The sequence below is a fragment of the Candidatus Zixiibacteriota bacterium genome (genome assembly GCA_021159005.1).
Taxonomy (GTDB): domain Bacteria; phylum Zixibacteria; class MSB-5A5; order UBA10806; family 4484-95; genus JAGGSN01.
Map to the genome: position 1 here is coordinate 1 of JAGGSN010000049.1, position 21,997 is coordinate 21,997.

The window sequence follows — 21,997 nt, forward strand, 5'->3', positions numbered from 1 at the left end:
AAGGTTATGTTCAGAAATATCATATTGCCCGGTTAGTTGAGATTCCCGAAGATCTATTTTCTGAAAAGGTGAAGCTTTGCCAAAAGGAGATAGAGTTTGAAAGCCAAGCTGATGGTTGGTTTGTTGTTTCCACAGATAAGAAAACCGAGGCTGGTTTTACATCGGAGAAAGTTATTGCCCAGTATAAGCATCTGCAGATGGTAGAGAACGGTTTTAAAACTTTGAAGTCGACTCTTGATATTCGACCGATGTTTCATTGGACGCCTGAGCGTATCAAGGCGCATGTATTTATATGTTTTATGGCTTTACAGCTTACCGTGTTTTTCAATCTTCGTTTGAAAAAGACTAAGCATAGTTTTGAGAAGGCTTTTAGCAAACTACGCCGGATAGATGTTGTTGCTTGGAAAAGCGGTCATAGTCATCATCATGCCTTGGTGAGCGCGGATGCAAAGCAGCTTGAGATTTTCGAAGCTTTGAAAGTCCCGAGGCCCTCAATGAAGAGTCTTGTTGTGTCGGATTTCTAATCGCAATTATGGTTAACATATTACAGCGCTGTGCCTTATCAAAACGCAAGTGTTAAACTCCGGCTGCAAGTGGATTATTGATTAGTATAATTCACAAAATTGGTTAGCAATTACAAATTGTCTATTATCACTACTGTCCGGACTTTAGCTCTGATTATCAGGCACCGCTTGGTAACCAAAGAAAACGCTAGTGCATAAGGACATACACCAGCCACATAACTGCAAAATCCAAGTTAATAGCTTTTATAAAATCAAATAATAAACGAAACTCTATACTGACATTCACGTATGTATATCAGAAAAAATAATATGAGGGCAAAAAGGTTGTTTGAAATGTGGTTGGCCGCCATAAGACTTCAAACAACCAAAACGAATCCTAAAGGAAAAGCCTTATTGCCCTCAATTACTATAATAAAAGGCTTTCCATAATATGTCAATATAAAACAAAACCTTAAATGTTGGAGGAAAACATGCCTAAAAGATTAACAAGCTGGATTTCAGCGGCAATGATGGCAATTCTATTCTTGACACCCGTTTTAGCGTTTGGCGGTAATAATTTACCCAAGACTCAAATAAACAATATCCTGAGTTACAAAAGCGGGCTTCAACTGACTGAATCTCAAATTAAGAAACTGACTATTATCGACAGGACGATTGTTGATAAGATGATTCAGGTAAAAGCCCAAGCTGAAATACGTAAAAGTGAAATCGATGTGTTCATGTCTAACTGGTCAAACACAAACACCATAAATATTAATCGAACCATCAAGGAATATTACAAATCTATTGCCAAACTTAAAGAACTGGAACTGGAGGCATTGATAAAAGCCAGACAGATTTTGACAAACAATCAACTTAAGAAGTATTCCGAATTGGTTTCGGTTGAGACTATGATGCTTAAACTCGATTCGGAACTGGCGATTAGTCATTAATCGAGATGCGAACCCGCCAAAGCCTTTATCCCGATTGCTCGGCGCTGCCCGGCAATCGGGATTTTTTTATTCGTCCTTATTATTGTCAGAGTCTTTTCCTGAATCCGTAAAATCAAAAAGCGCAAAAGCGTTTTGTTTGCCGCGTACAACTTTAAGCAATAAGAAATCAGGTTTGCCAATCTGTTTGATAACTTTTTTAAAATCATCGAGAGTTTTAATTTTCTTATCGCCAATCATCGTGATAATATCGCCTGCCATCAAACCGCCCTTATCACCCGGCGAACCAACCTCTACAAATCGGACATATACTCCCTCTTTGGTCTCAAGAAGGAAACGGCGATACATATGTTCGGTAATCTCCTCGACCGTGAAATCTAATTCTGTTTCGTATTCATCCGGCTTAACTTTTGGTTTCTGGCCAATTTCAACATTGATAGTACGCTTTTTCCCATCTCTGATAATTTCGACAGCTTTTTTCTCGCCAATTATAGACTGTGAAATATCAAGAGTGAATTTGCTTAAGTCATCGTCATTTTCGGCAGAAACGGGATTGCCGTCAAAAGAGATAATAATATCACCCGGCTTCAAGCCGGCTTTATCAGCCGAATGGTCAGCGAAAACATCAACCACAACGACGCCCTGCAAATCGGGCTGTTTGTAAAATTTTGCATAGCTCCGATTCAATGGCTGGACTACTATTCCGATATAGCCGCGTTCGACAGCGCCAATCTTCAGTTTTTCCATCACATCCATAACGATATTTATCGGTATGGTAAACCCCTGCATCCGTCCGACACCGATTGAATTAATACCGACAACCTCGCCGCTAAGATCAACTAACGGACCGCCGGATGAACCAGGATCAATTGCCGCGTCAGTTTGGATGAAGTCATTCAACAGCGGAGCATTATCGGTAGGAAAATTCAGAGTGCGACCTTTTCCCGAAACAATACCAAACGAAACAGTCCTGTCAAAGCCAAAGGGATTGCCCACCGCTAACACCCATTCACCCACTTTCACAGAATCAGAATCGCCGAATTTTGCCGCTTTCAAGATATCACCATCCGGCGGAGTTATTTTTATCAGGGCAATATCGGTTAATTTATCGACACCGATAACCTCGGCGGGATACTCTAATTTCGATTCGAGAGTGACAATTACCGACACATATTTGTCAACAACATGCTCATTTGTGATAATATAACCATCCCGACTAACAATTAAACCGCTGCCAAGCGATTCATAGCGGGATGTATTGTATTTTTTTACTACCTCTATATGAACAACTGTCGGTTTAACTGATTCGGAAACAGAAATAATCAATTCCTGCATATCATTGAATATTTTCAGTCCTTGCCCGTAACTTGTGAAGTTTAAGGCGGTTATCATAAGGATGCCTGTTAGAAACCTTTTCATTGTATCTCCTTGGTATTAATTAGCAGCATTTTTCAATAATCCTTTATAATATACTAAACGTTGCAGCAAAGGAAAAATGTAAAATATTTTATTATTGTAAAAAATTATGGAACTTTAATTGCATCATAACTATTAATAATTATGGTGATAACAACAAGAAAACGCTTGACAATTAAATGATAGTTTATTAATATAACAGCTTGTGTAAAAATTAGTAGGATTGTGTTATGAAAACCTTGGGTCAATTTAAGGGGCTTTTCGCTGTAATTATCGTTGGCGGTATCGCCATTCTTATGGGGATGGTTATCGGTTCCAGCTATACCTCCAATAATTTAGTGGCTGATGATACTCAAACCTTTGCTGGTTCACAAACTTATCTCAATCCGGCAACCGGTCATTCGCCATTTGTGGCTGTATCCCAAAAAGTTAAACCGGCAGTAGTAAACATCTCAGCCAAGAGCATCATCGAGGAAAGATACCATGATTTTATGGATGATGATTTCTGGCGCAGATTTTTTGGGATGCCACCCAATCAACCAAACCAAAACAATAAACCGCGAAAAAGACGAAGCGAATCATTAGGGTCCGGGTTTTTTATCAGCAGTGATGGTTATATTCTTACTAATAATCATGTTGTTCGCGATGCTGATGATATAATTGTTCGACTGTCAGATGCCAAAGAGTATAAAGCTGAAATAATCGGCGCTGATTCGGAAACCGATGTGGCTCTGATAAAAATTGATGTTGATGAAAAAATGTCTTACTTAGAGCTTGGCAATTCAGATTCTATTTTAGTTGGCGACTGGGTTATTGCTGTCGGTAATCCGTTTCCGCAATTGGGCCTTGATAGAACTGTAACTGTCGGTGTAGTCTCGGCTTTGGGTAGAAGCGGCTTAGTATTCGGTCAGAATAACCCAATATATCAAAATTACATTCAAACTGATGCTTCAATTAATCCGGGTAATTCCGGCGGTCCGCTTGTGAATATTAACGGCCGGGTAATCGGTATAAATTCGGCTATCGTTTCACCCACTGGCGGAAATATCGGGATTGGTTTTGCTGTCCCAATAAACCTTGCCAGTAAAATTGCTGAGCAGCTAAAAGATTCCGGCATTATAGCACGTGGCTGGTTGGGGATTTTGCCCGGGGATATCGACAATAATATGGCTGAGGCATTAGACTTATCCTCTACAAACGGCGTTCTGGTTGAATCGGTTGAATCAGGTTCACCAGCTGAGGATGGCGGTTTGAAAGTTGGCGATGTTATTATTGAAGTGGATGGAAAAAAGATTATTGATGCTCAACACTTCCGTTTTATTATCGCAGACTCCGGTCCGAATAAAAAAATATCAATGAAAATCATTAGAGACAATAAAAATAAAAGCCTCAAGTTTACATTGGGCGACAGAAGTAAATATCTGAATATGGCCTCTACGGGCGAAGCAGATAAAACTGACAGTAAGTGGCTGGGGATTTCCGTAACAGCTTTTACTGAGCAAATGGCAAATCGCATGAGTATTGATTTTGAACCGGGAGTGATTATTGAAAGCGTTGAAACCGGCAGCCCTGCCGATGATGCACAGGTTTTAGTAAATGATATTATTATTGAAATAGATCACAAGCCCGTTGAAAGTAAAAGCGATTTTCTTGATATCGCCGAACAATTAAAGAATCGAGAAAAATCCATTTTGTTTCTTATTAAAAGAGGCAACAGGACATTTCATAAAGCGATTAAACCATGAGAACAATTGAAATTAATGTAAATATTTGCAACAAAACAATAACTCGGCCAGTAGTAATGCCGATGGTTATTAAGATAAGCAGTAAAACGGACATGTTTGTCCAAAGGAGTACATTGATTTGATAAAGCAGTCTAAAAGATTTCGCGACGAAGAGCAGTCGTTAGATTTATATCTTCGTGAAATCGGTGAGACACCTCTTATTACAGCCGCCGAAGAAGTGGCATTGGCGAAAAAAATTAAAGTGGGGGATCAATTAGCCCTTGAAAAATTAACCAAAGCTAATCTACGCTTCGTAGTGTCTGTAGCCAAACAGTATCAAAATCAGGGTTTATCACTCGCTGATTTAATTAATGAAGGCAATATAGGCCTTATCAAAGCAGCTAAAAGGTTTGACGAAACCCGTGGTTTTAAGTTTATTTCCTATGCTGTTTGGTGGATAAGACAGGCTATTCTTCAGTCTCTTGCTGAACAATCTCGTATCGTCAGGCTGCCATTGAATAGAGTTGGCACTCTGCATAAAATTGGTAAAATTTCATCAAATCTCGAACAAGAATACGGACGTGAACCATCCGCCAATGAAATCGCGCAGGAATTGGAGCTTACTGAAAAAGAAGTGGCTGACACTTTAAAAATTTCCAATTCGCATTTATCGCTTGATGCGCCCTTCTCTGCCTCTGAGGATAATTCCTTAATCGATATTTTGGAGGATGAATTCCAACCATCCCCTGATGAGAGTTTGTTGGATGAATCCCTTCGGGTTGAAATCGAAAAGGCGCTTGATACTCTTACGCCGCGGGAGGCGGAAGTCATCAATCTATATTTCGGCCTAACTCATGAAAAGCCCCTTACTCTCGAAGAGATAGGAGCAAGGTTCTCATTGACCAGAGAAAGAGTTCGTCAGATAAAAGAAAAAGCAATTAAAAGGCTCAGACATGCCTCAAGATCAAAAGCATTAAGAGCATATTTGAATTAAATTGATATTGGATTTTCATAAGCGGGTCTCGGTTTCGGGACCCGCTTTTTTTTGTGCAGAGTCGGAAATAACTTCCGACAGCACAAGCCCGCATTATTTATAAAGAATATAGGAAAGTCATTGCGAGTCCGCCTTAGGCGGACGCCTCTGGCGGACGACGCGGCAATCTCGTTGTTGCTGTGCTAAATTATAAGCATTGAGATTGCCGCGCTCCCTTTGGTCTCCGCCAGTGGCGGAGCAATGACAGATTGGCATACTGTTGCATTGCGCTATAGAGTTTATGAATAATGCGGGTTAATTAAAATGGCTGCCAAGCAATACTTGACAGCCAATGAGAGTATTAATCAGTTGATATAATAAACCAACTAATCGCTATCTTCTTCGCTCTTGCTGTAATATATCCATAAGTGAACAATGTAGGCTATAATAACCGCTGTTATAAGAGTGCCGAACATATCAAGGGTAGTGATATGTCCGTTTACTAAAATGACTCCAACAAGCACGGCTACAGCGATAATAATTGCCCATGATGCCGTTTTAATAAAAACAGGAGCTATGAAAATAGGCGATTGATTCACTTACTTTTCTCCTGCTGCAGCCAATTTACGTCTGCGAATAATGGCAATCGTGCCAGCAGCCAACAGCAACAATGCCAGAATTATCATGCCCCACTCATTCAAAGTCGGGATAGCTTCCGGTGTTGTGGTAATTACGAAAGCCAAGTCCATCGATACTTCAAACATTGGCGGCTCACGCAACTCATACCAATCAACAAATGGTTGTTCACCCCAAACAGCATCATCATTAAAATGGTTGATTGATGATTTCCAGCCCCACTTCGTCATTTCCGGGTCAAAAACATTAGCCGAGATGACTAACCAATAAATTTCACCTGCATTTTGGATGAAGGGTTCAGGTATGTTAAAAATGTTATATTGCCAGTAGTTGTCGTGATCCGGATATGCATTAAAGCCGGTTGGCGGATCATACCAGCCCTCCCATAATTGCGGGTCGGGAATAATTTGACGCATCATTACTTCACCAGCCATAAATTCATGCTGCCACAACAGTAATTCCGGATGGCTGTAAAGCGGGCCTTCAGGGCCGTCAGGATCAGGGAAATCCGAATAGATGGAGACATTAAAGCTTATTATCTCACCAGGTGTGCCGCCCAGCCATGAACCCCAGAAATGTATATCGCTGACAGGTCCGGTTTCCGTACATTGCCAATCATCCCCAAGAAAAAGAGGATATGTTGCGTTAACGTTGTAGCCTTCTTCGTTCGGCATCTGCGGGAAATGCATTTTAAAGCCATCACCGGGGAACCAGTCGGCTGTCGCTGTTGCGCTTAAAAAAGCAATTGCGGCTAATATAAATAGTATCTTCTTCATTTTAATCTTCCTTTAATTTTTAAGTTATTCTAAATAAAAAAACTGTTTAATCAGTACAAGGCGGTCCTCTTAATTCTGGCAAGCAATACCAGCTTTCACAAACAACTTTCTGTGTAATATGATGATATTGTATTTTTTCTCTAATGAACTTAAATTTATTGATAGTGGCTTTGCGATTGCCGGCATAATTAATTATTATCAGAATCAGCGAGTTTATCAGCACGATAACAAAGGAAACCATCAGAAAACCGAACAATGAGGCAAACCTCGCCATAACTCCTGATTGATTGCCGGTAAATACGAAAATATTCCCCGAGATGCTGTTATTGCTGATAAGATATTCTAAGGGAAGCCATAAAGCGGCAATGATAACCGGATTGAGTCCAAAATATTTATTAACCCTGTTAACTCCTAAACCAAAAACCGAAAAGATAAAACTAAGACTAAAAAACCTGAATAAAAATGTTAATGGTGAACTAAAAGCCTCATTGGGAAAAATGATAAAAATATAGCAGCCGCCAAGAATAACCCCCAAGATTATTGAATCATACATATTTGTTCGGATGACCCGCCATAGAAACGGGACTAAGGCAAACAGCGAGACGAACCAGATGCCTGAATAAAAGTGCGAGATAGATAAAATAAATGCGGATAAACCGGCACAGATGAAATTAAGCAAAAATCTTTGCAAGTTATCGCTTTGTATTCCCTGTTTCAGATTCATCGCCAGTTGCCTCACAGGTAAGTCATTGACTGGTTAGAATATTACACCGTTTTTCTCAACTTATAATTTTACAAAACCGGTATAATTATTGATGATATTCGTGTAGCACAATATTAAGATGCAACCCAATATCATCAAAAGAAATAATTTACATTACATTCCTTTTTTCTGAGGGCTTGAACTGGTATAAAGCACAAAATAACCAGCATAACAAACCTAATGATGCTCATATGAAAGTTAATAATTTAACAATGTGTTGTCAAGTAAAATCAACGAGTTATTAAATCTTGCGAATTACAGCAGATAATGGGCTTGCGGTTTTCTAAGCAGTTGTTAATACAGCTTTTATTAATGTTTAGCTGACACTCTTGCGCCACTGTTTACTTTTGTTGATAATAACTAATCTGCTAATCGTCTTCCATACTCAAAAGCCTCAACCAATGCTTTTTTATCTGAGGATGCTTCACCGATATTTAAGCTCTTAGTTCGATATTTCAGTTCAAATATAATTTCCATACCAGTCCAGATAAAAAATGCCCTCATTACTTTTAGTGAAGCCTCGAATTTGCCGTAATCGCCGGCAACAAGTATTATCCCGCCTTTTTTCCCCTTAAATAACGGCTCTTTGAATGTTTGTTTATCGGGATTTGTGAAATCGGCGGGACGCAGACAATTACATCTGTCTATAAAAGCTTTTGTCTGAGCCGACACAGAATCGAAATATACCGGCGAGCCTAAAATCACAGCTTTGCTTTCAGCCATTTTTTCGTATAGAGAATAAGCATCGTCATGGAAAAAACAGTAATCCGGTTCTGGAGATTTTCCACAGGCTTGACAGGGCAATATGTTCATCTCATTAAGACGGTAAAACCGCTTCTTGTATCGGCCGGCTGTCGCCCCTCGCAAAGCCTCTTTAATGAGTATATCGGTTGAACCGGAGGGTGTCGCCGAACCCGAAATGCCGATAATCATCAGAAATTATATGTAAGGGTTAATTCAATCATATCGTTTCGGGGAACAGCATGCACCTCGAATACTTTATCATTCTGGTCGAAACCAGCCATATGAGCGTCAACATAAGCATCGAACATTGATATAAATAAAGTTAAACCAGTAAGCCATAAATTCAAATTGCGTATATCCCGATTCTTTTCATACAGATAAAATTCTTTCGCTTGGTAGTCGGGGTCAGCCTGATAAAACTGATAATCAGTTGGCGAACAGTCCCTAAATCCTCCGATTAAGGAAGTCATCCCAGCGGGATTTTGAAAATTCCGTTGATTGTTATCCATTTTTATCCAGTATTTACGCGCCTCATTTACGAAAAATAGTTCTAATCCGCTGTAGATAACGTACTTTATATATTTCCTGTTATATAATTGCCCCCAGCCTGGTATAATGGCTGATCTAATAAGAGCGCCAGTTGGCCAGGGTTTGCTAATTATTTCCAATGAGTCGGAATATGTTTTATTCCTAAAAACTGTTTTTGTCGGACTTGAAACCGAACTGATTAACTTATTATCAGAGATATAGTTTTCCGATGAAAGCGAATCTATTTGAGTCTCGGTTGAATCTTCGGCGTTGGCCGGAGGCGATAGGAAATGTAATTCTTTGGCAGAAACAGTTGACACAGCGATTAGCAGTAAAATCATTATCAAAAGATAATTCTTAATCATCAACTGTTTTTACTCCGGAAGTTGTTTTTAGTTTGTTGGCGCTCATCTTTATTGATAATCTTCCATTATTATTGATGAACGTCTCCCCCTCATAATGGACCGGTAATGATTGCTCGGAAAATATCTCCAACTGGCGGCAGCGATATACTTTAACTTCCGGCTGCCTGATATGAGTTCCCTTAATAATTTTTGGCAGTATTGAAAATATTCGAAAGCGATTGGTTTTCTGAACAATACACACATCAAATTTGCCGTCGTTGGGCAAAGCATTGGGCGTAAGAAAGAATCCGCCGCCGGTGCTTCGGCCGATTCCGATGGCAGCAAGCATCACCTGTTCCTCAATTTCCAAGCTGTCTATTCTTAGCTTTATATCGAAAGTTGGGAATTTTTTCCATATTTTATATACAGCCAAAAGATAAGTAATGATGCCGAGGTTAATATTCGCTTTATTGGCCTCAATAGCTACTTCAGCATCGAATCCAATTCCTATCATATTAAAAAATGGCTGATCATTAAGGATGCCAACATCGAGTTCGATTTGCTTTCCAAAAGCGGCGGCTTGGCAAATACTGTCGATATCGTCTTTAATTTTAAGTTGTTTGAAAAAACCATTGCCTATACCTGCAGGGATTACCGCTAATATGGAATTTGAGTTTAACAGACCTGCCGCAACCATATTTACGGTGCCATCGCCGCCCATAGCGGCTATTCTTTTGTAACCGCATTGTGAGGCAAGACGGGCAATCTCGGAAGCCTGCTGAATATTTTCAGTTATCTTTATATCGGTTTTTACTCCCATTCCGCTAAATTTCTTATCGATTACAGGCAGTAAATCTATCGATTTCCCTTTCCCGCTGGAGGGGTTCACAATTAGCATTATTTTTTTTGATTCATAGCTCATATCTATAACATAATATTTATTAAAGCTTCTGTAAACAAATATCGACATTTAACGGTTATTGTGAAAGAAAAGTACCGAACAGGGTATTCTAAACAATAAAGAATGATTGACCGATGAATAACAATAATATTATATTAATTATTGAGCAGATTATGGAAGAATTAAATACAACAATAGCTGATGAAATTTTAGCAGAAAACCAGCCCGAGTTCACCGGCCATATCTTGGCGATAGAGATAAATGACTTTATCCCGGCAGGTAAAAAACCGCTTGGAAATCGGTCGCGGGTTATCCCGAATATCCTGCATCTGCTCGATTATATAGACAAACATCGAGTAGAGGGCAATTTCTATACTACTCCTGAATTAATGAGAGATTTTCCGGAGATTGTTTCTTTGGTTTCATCCAGAGGTCATGAGATAGGATTATGCTGTGATTATCGTGATTCTAAAAACCCAGAAGATTTTCACAGATATAAGGATGAGCTGGAATTAATAATCAACCGTAAAACATGCGGTATTATGCTTAAAAGCGACTTAGAAAATGTCTGGCAGCGTCTGAAAATGTTGGCATCAGATGGATTTTATTATTCAGTAACTGATTTCCATTCGGGATATCTAAAGGATATTTCATTTCGGAAAAAGTTAAAATTCGATAATAATTCTTGTATACATATATTCCCTTCAAGCCGTTTTAAATTTTGGGGTATAAATATCGAATTTGGCCAACCGGGCAGAATAAGGCTTTATCCATACTGGTTTTTACGGAGATGTTTGCGGCATTTTACACAGCATCACATTCCCGCGATAATAAATTTTCCATTGTGGGAATTTGATCCTCATCTGCCAAAACAATCTCTAAATCCGCTGAAAAGCCTAAGAAGCTATGGTAATTTAACCTTAGCGGAATTCAAATTAACTCAATTGCTGCTGGAGTTCGATTTTGTCCGAATAACCAGATATCTTGATCTGGAAAACTCTGATGATAAATAGTGTTGATGCATATTTTCGCTTTACGTTAGAGGGCATTTAATATTATAATAAATTTAAAACTGACCGATAATAACAGTAAAAGGAGACTGATTCTTGTACGCCGGTAAATTAAAAAAAATAGTATTTATAATCAATTCGCAGAAGAATCTGATAAAAATATCGCCCGTTATCGATAAATTCTCTCGTTTTTATGATTCGCTTGAGCCTATAATAATCTATACGGGGAAATCATTCCCCAAGCAAGAGGCCGGTTATCTTTTCGATCAATTAAGCTTGCCCAAACCAAATATCTATCTAAATGTTAAGTCAGGTCCGTATGCCGAATCCACTGCCGGTGTAATGTTTGAAACTGAAAAAATTTTCCCGGAGCTTTCTCCCGATATGGTTGTTGTTATCGGCGGCTCTACTGCGGCTTTAGGAGCTTCCATAATTGCTGCTCGTATGGGCATACAAATAGCCCATATTGAGGCTGGTTTGAGATGCCCCGGAAGTATCTTAAGCACAGAAGTAAACAGGAAAATGGTTGACAGCATTACCAAAAATTTCTTTGTTACCGATGGCGCTGCTCATGCTAATATTTTCAATGCCGGCATACCTGAGGATAGAATATTTTTTGTCGGCAATATCATGGTTGACGCTTTGCAAAAATACCTGCCATTTGCGCGTGAATCCAAACTGCTGAAACGACTACATCTAACCTCAAAAAGGTATGCTGTAATGTCATTGCATCGTAAAATAAACACTTGCAATTATGATATATTGCGCGGCATTTTATCTGCGGCAAAGCAGATTTCTGAAAAAATTCCTGTCGTTTTCGCCTGTTTCAAGCGTGTTAAAGGTGAAATAGAGGAAAGCAACCTCAGCCATTATTTCGATGATGCCAGGCTATCCATGTATGTAGTATCAAAATACCCGGATTTCCTTGCGCTTGAAAGCAATGCCCTGTTTTTAATGACCGATTCCGGAACAATGCAGGTTGAATCGAGCATTCTGGGTATTCCCTGTTTGACCTTGCGCAAAAACACGGAGTGGATTGCCACGGTTAATGAAGGGACTAATAAAATAGTAGGGCCATTCCCGGAGAAAATTATCGCTTGCGCGGATATAATTCTTACCAGCGATTATACTCCCGCTGGCATGCCTAAATATTGGGATGGACGCTCTGCCGAAAGAATAACTGATGTTATTGCCAAGTCATTTCCCTTTGAAGATTCATCAACCAGAAAAATTAAAACCATTTCTATTTCCGAGTAGATGACAAAGATAGTAGTAACAGGCGGAGCTGGATTTATCGGGTCTAATCTGGCTGAACGTTTGATTGAAACCGGCAGAGAAGTTGTTGTTGTCGATGATTTATCATACGGCAGCCTGACCAACCTGAAATCAGTAATCAACAATGATAATTTTACTTTCATCAAAGGCGATATTTGTCAGCCGGAAGTTTTAGAAAAAGCCGGCGCTGATGCTAATTGCATTATACACTTGGCCGCCTATAAGATTCCTCGCTATGGTAATGCTCTTAAAACATTAAATGTCAATAACGACGGCGCTAAGGCTGTGTTTAATTACGGTGCAAAATATAATATTAAAACTATTATCGCTTCCACCTCTGATGTTTACGGTAAAAATACTAATATACCATTTAACGAAAATGATGATCTTGTACTTGGAGCACCATCTATCAGACGGTGGGCGTATGCTATTTCGAAGGCTTTCGATGAGCAATTGGCTTTGGCGTATTATAATGAAAAAGAGCTGCCAGTTGTGATTTTGCGGTTTTTCGGAAGCTTTGGACCTCATAACCATCGCTCGTGGTGGGGCGGTCCGCAGGCTGTTTTTATCGAACAAGCCCTTAAAGACAAGCCTATTACTGTTCATGGCGATGGTTGTCAAACTCGCAGTTTCTGCTATGTGAGCGATACTGTGAATGGAATAATATTGGCAATGGAAACCAAGGAAGCAGTTGGGGAAGTTATTAATGTTGGTTCGGATCATGAGATATGCATCAAGGATTTAGCCCAAAAAATCATTGCTTTAACCAACTCTAAAAGCCAGATTGAATATATACCCTATGAAAGATTCGGCGGCCGCTATGAGGATGTTAGACATCGGGTGCCAGATTTATCGAAAGCCTATAAGCTGTTTGGCTACAAGCCAACAGTATCGCTTGATAACGGTCTTAAAAAAACAATCGATTGGCAAAAGAGTTTTTATTTAAACTAATTTAATGGTTATTTTGATAATAATTATAGCAATTTAAACCTAATAAGGTATTGTCGCTTGGAGGGATCATGCCTAAAACCAAAGAAGAGATTTTAAAGCTTATCCATGACAAAAAAATAAAATATATACGTCTCTGGTTTACCGATATACTCGGCTGCCTTAAAGGTATGAGTATAACCCATTCGGAGATTGAGACTGTTTTGAATCACGGCCAGGGTTTTGATGGTTCCTCGATTGAGGGATTTGCCCGAATTGAGGAATCCGACCTTATGGCGATTCCTGATCTCGACACTTTTACTATTATTCCATGGGAGATAAACGGCGAAAAAATCGCGACGCTGTTTTGCGATATTCAGACCCCGAACGGCAAACCGTATGAAGGCGACTCGCGGTATATACTCAGGAAAGTTGTCGACAGGTTAGCCAAGGATGGTTATACCGCTTATCTTGGTCCTGAAATGGAGTATTTTTACTTCAAGGACTCCAAAGCTCCCCAGATTATGGATCATGGCGGTTATTTCGATTATGCCACCGTTGATGAGCCGACCAGGATACGAAAGAAAACAACCAGCGCCCTTGATTCGATTGGCGTTCAAGTCGAATGCTCTCATCACGAGGTTGCTCCTTCTCAACATGAAATTGACCTCAAGTATCAGGAGGCTTTCAAGATGGCTGACTATGCCATGATTTATCGGCTGGTGGTAAAGGAAATCGCCGCTTCTGAGGGTTTGTATGCCACTTTTATGCCCAAACCGGTATTTGGCATCAATGGTTCGGGAATGCATGTTCATCAATCTCTTTTTAAGGGCGGCAAGAACGCCTTTTTTGATAAAAACGAACAATATAATCTTTCTGCAGCTGCCAAGTGTTATGTTGCCGGCCTTCTAAAACATGTTAAGGAGTTTTGTTTAGTAACCAATCAATGGGTAAATTCATATAAGCGGCTTGTGCCGGATTATGAAGCGCCGGTTTATCTCTCTTGGGGACAGCGCAACAGGTCATCCCTGATAAGAGTGCCCATGTATCGTGTCGGACGGGAAAAATCCATCAGAATCGAGCTTAGAAGCCCCGACCCGGCTTGCAATCCCTATCTTGCTTTCGCTGTTATGCTGGCAGCCGGTTATGATGGCGTTAAAAATAACTATTCTTTATGCGAACCGATTGAGGAAAACATCTTCCATATGAGCAAGGAAGAACGCAAGAAACTGAATATCAAAACCTTGCCAAATTCTCTTGAAAATGCGAGGAAGGAATTTGAAAAATCTAAATTGATGAGAGAGGTTTTGGGCGACCATTTATTCGAGAAGCTTATCGATAATAAAAAGATTGAATGGAGTAGATACCATACCGCGGTAACTAAATATGAAATCGATAATTATTTACCGATTTTGTAGTCGATTAATTAACGCTGGCGAATCAGGACGTACCCCGCAGCCACAATGTACGCTGGCATCCGTAAGGGTGTATGCAATACACTCCTACTCGCTGTTATGAAAGATGATTCGAATATAACGCTGTGTAATTTATAATGAAAAACATTTTAAGTTTCGATATTGAGGAGTATTTTCAAGTTTCCGGGTTGGAGGCTGGCGTTGACCGGGCTGGTTGGGATAAGTATGAATCGAGGGTAGAAAAAAGTACCCAAATAATCTTACGGATATTACTAACAAAAAACGTAAAAGCTACATTCTTTGTTCTGGGCTGGATTGCCGAAAGATATAAAGAGCTGATTAAAGAAATCGCCGAGCAGGGACATGAAATTGCCTGTCATGGCTACGACCATAAGCTGATATATAATATGCCATCCGACCAGTTTCGTGATGATATCAAGCGAACTATTGATATATTGGAATCTGTTACCGGCAGGAAAATACAGGGTTATCGGGCGCCGAGTTTCTCTATTTCGGCGGATGATATCGAACGCTTTAAAATCTTATCCAGACTGGGGATTACATACGATTCATCGCTATTCCCTATGAAACATTTTCGCTATGGCAAAGCGCAGTCTATACCGTTAAAACCGTTTGATATTAAAAACGGGGACAGGGTTATTTTAAAGGAGTTTCCAATAACTGTCGTTGAGTTTCTGGGAAAGCGGATTCCTGCCGGCGGCGGCGGTTATTTTCGATTATTTCCCAACTGGTTTCTTAACCGTAATTTTAAAAAAGTAAATAATGATAACAGACCGGTTATAATTTATCTTCACCCTTGGGAATTTGACCCTAATCAGCCAAAAATATCCGGGGCAGGTTATGGCAACACTTTCAGGCATTATTTGAATATAGACAAGACTAAGTCCAAACTGGAAATGGTTTTAGACAGGCTTGAGTTTGGTTCGTTTCAAGATTATATACAATCGCTATCAAAATAAAAGGGAGCATTACGCTCCCTGTGATTATCAACAACAGCTTTAGGTCTGAGTTAATCTTAATATCGCGGCGGCGCTGTTTCTCCGCCGGTATTAAATGATATTTTCATACAAAGATATATAAAATCGAAATTATGATTGCTGTTCAATTCTTCGCCTTCATAGGTTATTCTATTCCAATCAGCATTACCGGTATTATACAGCACTTCAAATTCATATATAGTTTTAGCGTAAGGATTAGAACATAAACCTAAACCAGCCGTGAAAAATATATCGGATTCAAAAGATTCATTCTTTATTTGTTCGCGCGACCAGCTATGAGCATTTGGCTTAAAGGCGCCGCCTCCGCCAACAATATACAATTTCCCATCGTTGACATTATAAACATTAAGTCTGATTAATCCGCCATATTGCACAAAATTATAACTGATGCTGCCCGATGAACTTTGAGACGATGAGCCAAATCTATAGTATTTAAAAAAAGGACCCAGAGAAAGATTATTAAGCAGCGCATATCTTAGCTCGCCGCCAAAACCAAATCCGGATTCGCTTTTCAAGGTTGTATCAGTAGAGAAATCACCGACTGGAGCGGTTAATCCAATATCAATGCTGGCAATAAAACTGCCTGCTTTTTGCGCGAAAATTTGCCCGGGAACCATGATAATTACAACGAGAATCAAAACTAAGCGCTTACACATTAAAACTCCTTTGTTGAATATACCAATATCTCTCCCGGCGCTTAAGTTTAATATAATATTTTTTAATGACAATTCAAGATATATTTTACATTACTATGAAATATTTATTAATTGCTTTCCGGGTCTTTTAAAATTACAAGGCTAATCATTAATCTCTTCCGGTTGACAAGCTTCAACCGGACAAACCTCGGCGCAATTTCCGCAATCAGTGCATAACTCCGCAATAATAACATACTTAGGGTCGCCGATAATTATAGCGTTTTCGGGACATTCGGATATGCAGACATCACATAAAATGCACTCATCATTTATAATATAAGCCACTCGATTTAACTCCAATAGTTAAAATAAAAACAACCTGTTAGAAGTCCACTTGCCAAAATCATGAATTCTCAACACAGTCATAATTTTTGAGTATAAAATTTAAAAACGTGTTGTCAAGTAAAATTCTAATAATTTAAAAAAATCATAAAAACTTTTTTCTTGCCCGCTTGTATATATAAGAAGTATACTTTAAACTATAGTTAAAATAGCGCTTTTAAGAGGATTACATTATGGCATTTAATCTTATATCGAAAGTATTTGGTTCTAAACATGATAGAGATATTAAAAAGATACAACCTATTGTATATGAAATTAACGAAATATATGAAACCCTTCACGATAAAAGCGATGATTGGTTTAAAAACAGAACCGAGGAACTTAAAACAGAACTTAAACCGCTTGGCGAAGAATATGTCGAACGGATAGAAAAAGATACTGACCTCGAAAGAGACAGAAAAAAAGCGGTTTATCAAGAGATAATCGGCGATAAGCTCGATGAAATCCTGCCCGAAGCCTTTGCTATGGTAAAAGAGGCTTGCCGTCGACTGGTTGGCAAAACCTGGGATATAAGCGGGATAGATACAAAGTGGGAAATGATTCCCTATGATTGCCAGCTAATTGGAGGTATTGTCCTTCACCAAGGCAAGATTTCCGAGATGGCAACCGGTGAGGGTAAAACCTTAGTGGCAACCTTGCCGATGTATCTTAATGCCCTCGTTGGTCTGGGTACGCACCTAATAACCGTTAACGATTATTTAGCTCGGCGCGATTCTCAATGGATGGGCAAAATATTCGAGTTTCTGGGATTAACAATCGGCTGTATCCAAAATGATATGCTTCCCGATGAACGCCGTATTCAGTATAATTGTGATATTACTTACGGTACTAACAACGAATTCGGTTTTGATTATCTGCGGGACAATATGTCTATCAGAGTTGAGGATATGGTGCAGCGCGGCTTTTTCTATGCCATCATAGACGAGGTCGATTCCGTGCTTGTTGATGAAGCCCGAACCCCTCTTATCATCTCAGGTCCGGTCGAATCAACAATGGATAAGCGGTTTGTCGAAATGAAACCACTGGTTCAAAACCTGGTTAAACGTCAAAACCAACTTTGCACAAAATTTATTAACGAGGGGGAAAAGCTTCTCGAAGATAATAATGAATATGAAGCGGCAACTAAATTCTTAATAGCTCAACACGGTGATCCCAAGAACAAACGTTTGATGAAACTATACAAAGAGAAAGGCATCAAACAGCAGGTGCAAACTGTCGAACTCGATATTATGCGCGATAAAAAGATGCATGAACTGGATGACCTGCTTTACTTCTCAATCAACGAGCGCGAACATACCGTTACTCTTGAGGACCCCGGCCGGGCAATGTTGTCGCCTGATGACCAGAAACTGTTTGAAATACCCGACATTACCGAGGGGTTGGTGGCTATTGATAATGACCAAAGCTACAATGATGATGACCGTATCCGCGCCAAGGATGAGCTGTATCGCCATCATGCCGAGCTTTCCGATAAGAATCACGCGATAAATCAGCTTCTGCGCGCCTTTCAGCTTTATGAAAAAGATGTTGATTATGTTGTTCAGGACGGCAAAGTCATGATAGTTGATGAATTCACTGGCCGTCTTATGCAAGGACGGCGATATTCGGATGGGCTTCATCAGGCAATCGAGGCTAAGGAAAACGTAAAAGTTGAGGGCGAAACTCAGACATTGGCTACTATCACTTTGCAGAATTTTTTCCGCATGTATGATAAACTGGCAGGCATGACCGGCACTGCCGAAACGGAGGCGGGCGAGTTATGGGAAATTTATAAGCTTGATGTAGTAGTTATCCCAACTAACAAGCCTGTTAGGCGAATAGATTATAATGATGTTATTTTCCGCACTCGCAAGGAAAAATATAAAGCGATAATAGATGAGATAATGCGTCTGCATAAAGCAAATATACCTATACTAGTAGGTACGGTTTCGGTTGAGGTTTCCGAGATTTTATCGCGTCTGCTGAAACTGCAGAAAATCGGGCATTCGGTGCTCAATGCCAAACACCATCAGCAAGAGGCAGAAATTGTAGCTAATGCCGGCCGGCCGGGAGCGGTTATGATTGCTACTAACATGGCGGGACGCGGCACCGATATCAAGCTGGGCGAAGGCGTTGTTAAGTCTCCATACTGCATGCTGGTTTCGCCAGCGGATAAGAAAAACGAATGTCCTTATTACAAAGAACTTGAATGCGACAACGATGTCCCCTGCGGCTTGCATATAATGGGAACCGAACGGCATGAATCGCGGCGTATCGACCGTCAGCTGCGAGGCCGCGCCGGCCGTCAGGGCGACCCCGGAAGCTCGCGCTTTTTCCTTTCACTCGAAGATGACCTTATGCGGCTTTTCGGTTCGGAAAGAATTGCCGCTATTATGGACCGGCTGGGGATAGAAGAGGGCGAGGTTATCGAACATAAAATGGTAACTAAAGCCATCGGGCGAGCACAGAAACGGGTCGAGGCGCAAAACTTCTCAATCAGAAAACACTTGCTCGATTATGACGATGTTATGAACAACCAGCGCGAAGTAATTTACAGCCGTAGAGCCGCTTGTCTTAAAGGCAAAGACCTTAAGGAAGAAATCATCGAATTGGTTCATAATATTATCGAAGGAAAAGTCTGGGAATACTGCCCCGAAAAAACTTATCCCGAAAACTGGAACCTTCGGGGATTGCGCGAGCAAATGAGAAAAATATTCTTGCTCGACTTCAACTGGCCGGAGGATGATATCCTGAAATTAAAACAGGGTATTGTAATTGACAGACTTGCTGACGCCGCTTTGAGAATATACGAGGATAAAGAGCAGTATATCGGCGAGGAAATGATGCGTAACCTCGAGCGTTTCTCATTTTTATCAGTTATCGACAATGAGTGGAAAGAACATCTGTATGAAATGGACCAGCTAAAGACCGGCATCGGACTTCGGGCATATGGCCAACGCGACCCGCTTATTGAATATAAAAAAGAAGGCTACCGGATGTTTATAGAGATGCTTGAAAAAATCGACGAACTGTCCATTACTAATGTCTATCGACTTCAAGTGTCCGGAAAACCTGTCAGAAAACCTAAACAGCAGATGGTTGCCGCCAAGGAATCAACTGACGGCATGGGAGTTGCCTCTGCCAAGCAGGCACATGCTCAGAAAGCATCCGGCGAAACAGGCGGTTATACAGGCCCTATGGAAGAAGGCTCTAAAAGCACTCAAAAACAGCGGCCGGTTAGAGTCGAGAAAAAAGTCGGGCGCAATGAACCTTGCCCCTGCGGCTCGGGCAAGAAATATAAGCATTGTCATGGTAAAATTGACAGATAAAGATTTCAATCGTTTTAAGCTTTATGACGTACGTGAGAATAAATAAGAATCAACATAAATAGTTGATTCTTATAAATGCTCCGGGGAAAATAATGAACAAGCTGCGCAGAATAAAAACCATCCCCAATCGTATTACATCAATAATCTCAATCAGCCTGTTGTTAATCATACTCTTTTCAGCTTGCGACCGCGGAAGAATAAGACATATTACAATCCTTCACACAAATGACATACATGGTCAATTCATACCGGAAACAGTTTTTACCACAGAGGGGGAGCCATCAATCGGCGGATTCGCAGCTTTGAGTTATTATATTGAGCAGATTCGCAGCGAAACACCGAATGTCATCCTTGTTGATGCCGGTGATTTTATGACAGGCAATATCGTCTGCGATATAGGATATAAAAATGCGGAGGGCGGTGCTTTAATCGAGATGATGAATATGCTCGGTTATGATGCCGGCGTGTGCGGCAACCATGAATTCGATAAGCCGATTAACAATATAAAAAATCTCATGGAAATTGCCGACTTCCCGATTCTGTGCGCAAATCTTTCTGATGATGCAGGCAATGATTTTGTAAAAGAACGATACCATATCCTTGAGGAAGACGGTTTAAAAATCGGGATTATCGGCGTAACCCTCCATCCTTTGGAAAAAAGCGTCAGTTCGGAAAATCTTGAACAATATCATTCATCCAATCCGGCGGAGACCATTAATGACATAGCCTCTGAAATTGATTCCCTAACTGATATAATTATCGCCCTGACTCACCTGGGAGTTAAAGCAGACAGAAAGCTGGCGATGAAATTGAGGCGCGTTGATGTTATAATCGGCGGACACAGCCATACTGTCTTAGAACAACCCGAACGAGTCAACGGCATTCTAATTGTACAGGCAGGGTCTCATGGCAGGTACCTTGGCCGCCTTGATATAACAGCGGCGGGCGATACAATTAAGGAATATGCCGGACAGTTGATTCCGGTTATCAATGATGAAATCGAAACCGGCCGGGAGCTTGGCAGTTTTATCGATAGCTTCACGCATATTATCGATAATGAATACGGTAAGGTGATTGGCGTATTGAAAACCGACTGGGTCATCTCATCGATGGCAGAATCCAATCTTGGCAACTGGCTTACTGATGCGATTCGCATTAAAACCGGCGCAGATGTTAGCTTCATTAATTCGGGCGGGATTAGAAAAAACCTTAAAGCCGGACCTATTAAGCTGAAAGATATCATGGAGATTAGCCCGTTTTTCGATTATGTCGAGGTGTATGAATGCACCGGCGATCAGTTGATGACCACTATTATGAAAAATGCCGAAGCCCAAGCTGAACAAAACCGCGAAATTCTTCAGGTTTCAGGCTTGAGATATTCATGGAAGCTTGACGATGGCTGGGTGCAGCTATCAAGCTCATCGATCGGGGGAAAAGCTATCGATTTTCAGAAGGTTTACAAGGTGGCGGCTTTAGATTATGTGATTGGTAATCACGATAAATATCTCGGCTTTAAACCGGATAAGGTAGTCAATACGAATATATTAATATCTGACATGCTGATTGAGGCAGTAAAAGAGGCAGGCGAAATAGATTCAAAAATCGAGGGACGAATCAGAAGAGCAAGGTAAATTTCGCGGGTGTCTCGTCTGCGGCTTTGTGGCTGGTGTACATCCTCGCGCACCAGCATTGCTGCAAATAAGGATGTCCGCCAATTACAAATCAGATTGTTTCAATAATATCGATTT

20 protein-coding genes are annotated in these 21,997 nt (G+C 40.4%); 11 read left to right on the plus strand and 9 right to left on the minus strand.

Going from position 1 to position 21,997, the window contains the following annotated elements:
• A partial coding sequence (locus J7K40_02885) for a hypothetical protein (GenBank protein ID MCD6161341.1) occupies positions 1-524 on the plus strand: 524 nt, incomplete at its 5' end.
• Between the two features lie 470 nt (positions 525-994).
• Positions 995-1,456: a hypothetical protein gene (locus J7K40_02890; GenBank protein MCD6161342.1), complete on the plus strand. Its 462-nt coding sequence runs from the start codon at positions 995-997 to the stop codon at positions 1,454-1,456.
• Positions 1,457-1,522: 66 nt separating this feature from the next.
• Here the strand turns inward: J7K40_02890 and J7K40_02895 are convergent, their stop codons facing one another.
• Positions 1,523-2,872: a trypsin-like peptidase domain-containing protein gene (locus tag J7K40_02895; GenBank protein ID MCD6161343.1), complete on the minus strand. Its 1,350-nt coding sequence runs from the start codon at positions 2,870-2,872 to the stop codon at positions 1,523-1,525.
• 227 nt (positions 2,873-3,099) lie between these two features.
• Between J7K40_02895 and J7K40_02900 the strand changes: the two genes are divergently transcribed.
• Positions 3,100-4,614 (plus strand): Do family serine endopeptidase, encoded by a 1,515-nt coding sequence (locus J7K40_02900; GenBank protein MCD6161344.1) that lies wholly within the window; start codon positions 3,100-3,102, stop codon positions 4,612-4,614.
• 112 nt (positions 4,615-4,726) lie between these two features.
• The gene (locus tag J7K40_02905) at positions 4,727-5,587 is read left to right on the plus strand and encodes a sigma-70 family RNA polymerase sigma factor (protein MCD6161345.1); all 861 of its coding nucleotides are present in this window, start codon (positions 4,727-4,729) and stop codon (positions 5,585-5,587) included.
• Between the two features lie 365 nt (positions 5,588-5,952).
• Here J7K40_02905 and J7K40_02910 read toward each other — a convergent pair whose 3' ends face one another.
• The 6 genes from J7K40_02910 to J7K40_02935 all read right to left on the minus strand — a co-directional run bounded on the left by J7K40_02910 (position 5,953) and on the right by J7K40_02935 (position 10,279).
• On the minus strand, positions 5,953-6,165 hold the full coding sequence (locus tag J7K40_02910) for a hypothetical protein (protein MCD6161346.1): 213 nt from the start codon (positions 6,163-6,165) through the stop codon (positions 5,953-5,955).
• Positions 6,166-6,978, minus strand: a complete 813-nt coding sequence (locus J7K40_02915) for an IPTL-CTERM sorting domain-containing protein (GenBank protein ID MCD6161347.1) — start codon at positions 6,976-6,978, stop codon at positions 6,166-6,168.
• Between the two features lie 46 nt (positions 6,979-7,024).
• Positions 7,025-7,702, minus strand: coding sequence for a hypothetical protein (locus J7K40_02920; protein MCD6161348.1), 678 nt, complete (start codon positions 7,700-7,702; stop codon positions 7,025-7,027).
• 399 nt (positions 7,703-8,101) lie between these two features.
• Complete coding sequence (locus J7K40_02925) at positions 8,102-8,674, minus strand: flavodoxin family protein (GenBank protein ID MCD6161349.1); 573 nt, start codon at positions 8,672-8,674, stop codon at positions 8,102-8,104.
• Positions 8,674-9,378 carry a hypothetical protein gene (locus J7K40_02930; GenBank protein ID MCD6161350.1) on the minus strand — a complete coding sequence of 235 codons (705 nt, stop codon included), beginning with the start codon at positions 9,376-9,378 and terminating at the stop codon, positions 8,674-8,676. Before J7K40_02930 ends, J7K40_02925 begins: the two co-directional genes overlap by 1 nt.
• A complete protein-coding gene (locus J7K40_02935; protein MCD6161351.1) occupies positions 9,371-10,279 on the minus strand; it encodes a diacylglycerol kinase family lipid kinase in 909 nt (302 codons plus the stop codon). Before J7K40_02935 ends, J7K40_02930 begins: the two co-directional genes overlap by 8 nt.
• A 152-nt stretch (positions 10,280-10,431) precedes the next feature.
• Between J7K40_02935 and J7K40_02940 the strand changes: the two genes are divergently transcribed.
• The 5 genes from J7K40_02940 (at position 10,432) to J7K40_02960 (ending at position 15,865) form a co-directional block, all read left to right on the plus strand.
• On the plus strand, positions 10,432-11,271 hold the full coding sequence (locus J7K40_02940) for a DUF3473 domain-containing protein (protein ID MCD6161352.1): 840 nt from the start codon (positions 10,432-10,434) through the stop codon (positions 11,269-11,271).
• A 93-nt stretch (positions 11,272-11,364) separates the two neighbouring features.
• Entirely contained in the window at positions 11,365-12,525 is a 1,161-nt protein-coding gene (locus J7K40_02945; GenBank protein ID MCD6161353.1) for a UDP-N-acetyl glucosamine 2-epimerase, read from the plus strand.
• Complete coding sequence (locus J7K40_02950) at positions 12,526-13,494, plus strand: GDP-mannose 4,6-dehydratase (protein MCD6161354.1); 969 nt, start codon at positions 12,526-12,528, stop codon at positions 13,492-13,494.
• A gap of 68 nt (positions 13,495-13,562) precedes the next feature.
• The gene (gene glnA, locus J7K40_02955) at positions 13,563-14,888 is read left to right on the plus strand and encodes a type I glutamate--ammonia ligase (protein MCD6161355.1); all 1,326 of its coding nucleotides are present in this window, start codon (positions 13,563-13,565) and stop codon (positions 14,886-14,888) included.
• Between the two features lie 134 nt (positions 14,889-15,022).
• Positions 15,023-15,865 (plus strand): DUF3473 domain-containing protein, encoded by an 843-nt coding sequence (locus tag J7K40_02960; protein ID MCD6161356.1) that lies wholly within the window; start codon positions 15,023-15,025, stop codon positions 15,863-15,865.
• Between the two features lie 56 nt (positions 15,866-15,921).
• Here the strand turns inward: J7K40_02960 and J7K40_02965 are convergent, their stop codons facing one another.
• Entirely contained in the window at positions 15,922-16,560 is a 639-nt protein-coding gene (locus J7K40_02965; protein MCD6161357.1) for an outer membrane beta-barrel protein, read from the minus strand.
• A 141-nt stretch (positions 16,561-16,701) separates the two neighbouring features.
• On the minus strand, positions 16,702-16,884 hold the full coding sequence (locus J7K40_02970; GenBank protein ID MCD6161358.1) for a 4Fe-4S binding protein: 183 nt from the start codon (positions 16,882-16,884) through the stop codon (positions 16,702-16,704).
• Positions 16,885-17,114: 230 nt separating this feature from the next.
• Between J7K40_02970 and secA the strand changes: the two genes are divergently transcribed.
• Together secA and J7K40_02980 are read left to right on the plus strand one after the other, a co-directional pair.
• Positions 17,115-20,249, plus strand: coding sequence for a preprotein translocase subunit SecA (secA, locus tag J7K40_02975; GenBank protein ID MCD6161359.1), 3,135 nt, complete (start codon positions 17,115-17,117; stop codon positions 20,247-20,249).
• Between the two features lie 92 nt (positions 20,250-20,341).
• A complete protein-coding gene (locus J7K40_02980) occupies positions 20,342-21,880 on the plus strand; it encodes a 5'-nucleotidase C-terminal domain-containing protein (protein ID MCD6161360.1) in 1,539 nt (512 codons plus the stop codon).
• Positions 21,881-21,997 lie beyond the last annotated feature (117 nt).

What these genes read in the sequence shown, in the direction of transcription:
- J7K40_02890 (MCD6161342.1), top strand. Translation starts at nt 995, where the DNA reads ATGCCTAAAAGATTAACAAGCTGGATTTCAGCGGCAATGATGGCAATT.
- J7K40_02895 (MCD6161343.1), bottom strand. Translation starts at nt 2,872, where the DNA reads ATGAAAAGGTTTCTAACAGGCATCCTTATGATAACCGCCTTAAACTTC.
- J7K40_02900 (MCD6161344.1), top strand. Translation starts at nt 3,100, where the DNA reads ATGAAAACCTTGGGTCAATTTAAGGGGCTTTTCGCTGTAATTATCGTT.
- J7K40_02915 (MCD6161347.1), bottom strand. Translation starts at nt 6,978, where the DNA reads ATGAAGAAGATACTATTTATATTAGCCGCAATTGCTTTTTTAAGCGCA.
- J7K40_02920 (MCD6161348.1), bottom strand. Translation starts at nt 7,702, where the DNA reads ATGAATCTGAAACAGGGAATACAAAGCGATAACTTGCAAAGATTTTTG.
- J7K40_02925 (MCD6161349.1), bottom strand. Translation starts at nt 8,674, where the DNA reads ATGATTATCGGCATTTCGGGTTCGGCGACACCCTCCGGTTCAACCGAT.
- J7K40_02930 (MCD6161350.1), bottom strand. Translation starts at nt 9,378, where the DNA reads ATGATTAAGAATTATCTTTTGATAATGATTTTACTGCTAATCGCTGTG.
- J7K40_02935 (MCD6161351.1), bottom strand. Translation starts at nt 10,279, where the DNA reads ATGAGCTATGAATCAAAAAAAATAATGCTAATTGTGAACCCCTCCAGC.
- J7K40_02940 (MCD6161352.1), top strand. Translation starts at nt 10,432, where the DNA reads ATGGAAGAATTAAATACAACAATAGCTGATGAAATTTTAGCAGAAAAC.
- J7K40_02950 (MCD6161354.1), top strand. Translation starts at nt 12,526, where the DNA reads ATGACAAAGATAGTAGTAACAGGCGGAGCTGGATTTATCGGGTCTAAT.
- glnA (MCD6161355.1), top strand. Translation starts at nt 13,563, where the DNA reads ATGCCTAAAACCAAAGAAGAGATTTTAAAGCTTATCCATGACAAAAAA.
- J7K40_02960 (MCD6161356.1), top strand. Translation starts at nt 15,023, where the DNA reads ATGAAAAACATTTTAAGTTTCGATATTGAGGAGTATTTTCAAGTTTCC.
- J7K40_02965 (MCD6161357.1), bottom strand. Translation starts at nt 16,560, where the DNA reads ATGTGTAAGCGCTTAGTTTTGATTCTCGTTGTAATTATCATGGTTCCC.
- secA (MCD6161359.1), top strand. Translation starts at nt 17,115, where the DNA reads ATGGCATTTAATCTTATATCGAAAGTATTTGGTTCTAAACATGATAGA.
- J7K40_02980 (MCD6161360.1), top strand. Translation starts at nt 20,342, where the DNA reads ATGAACAAGCTGCGCAGAATAAAAACCATCCCCAATCGTATTACATCA.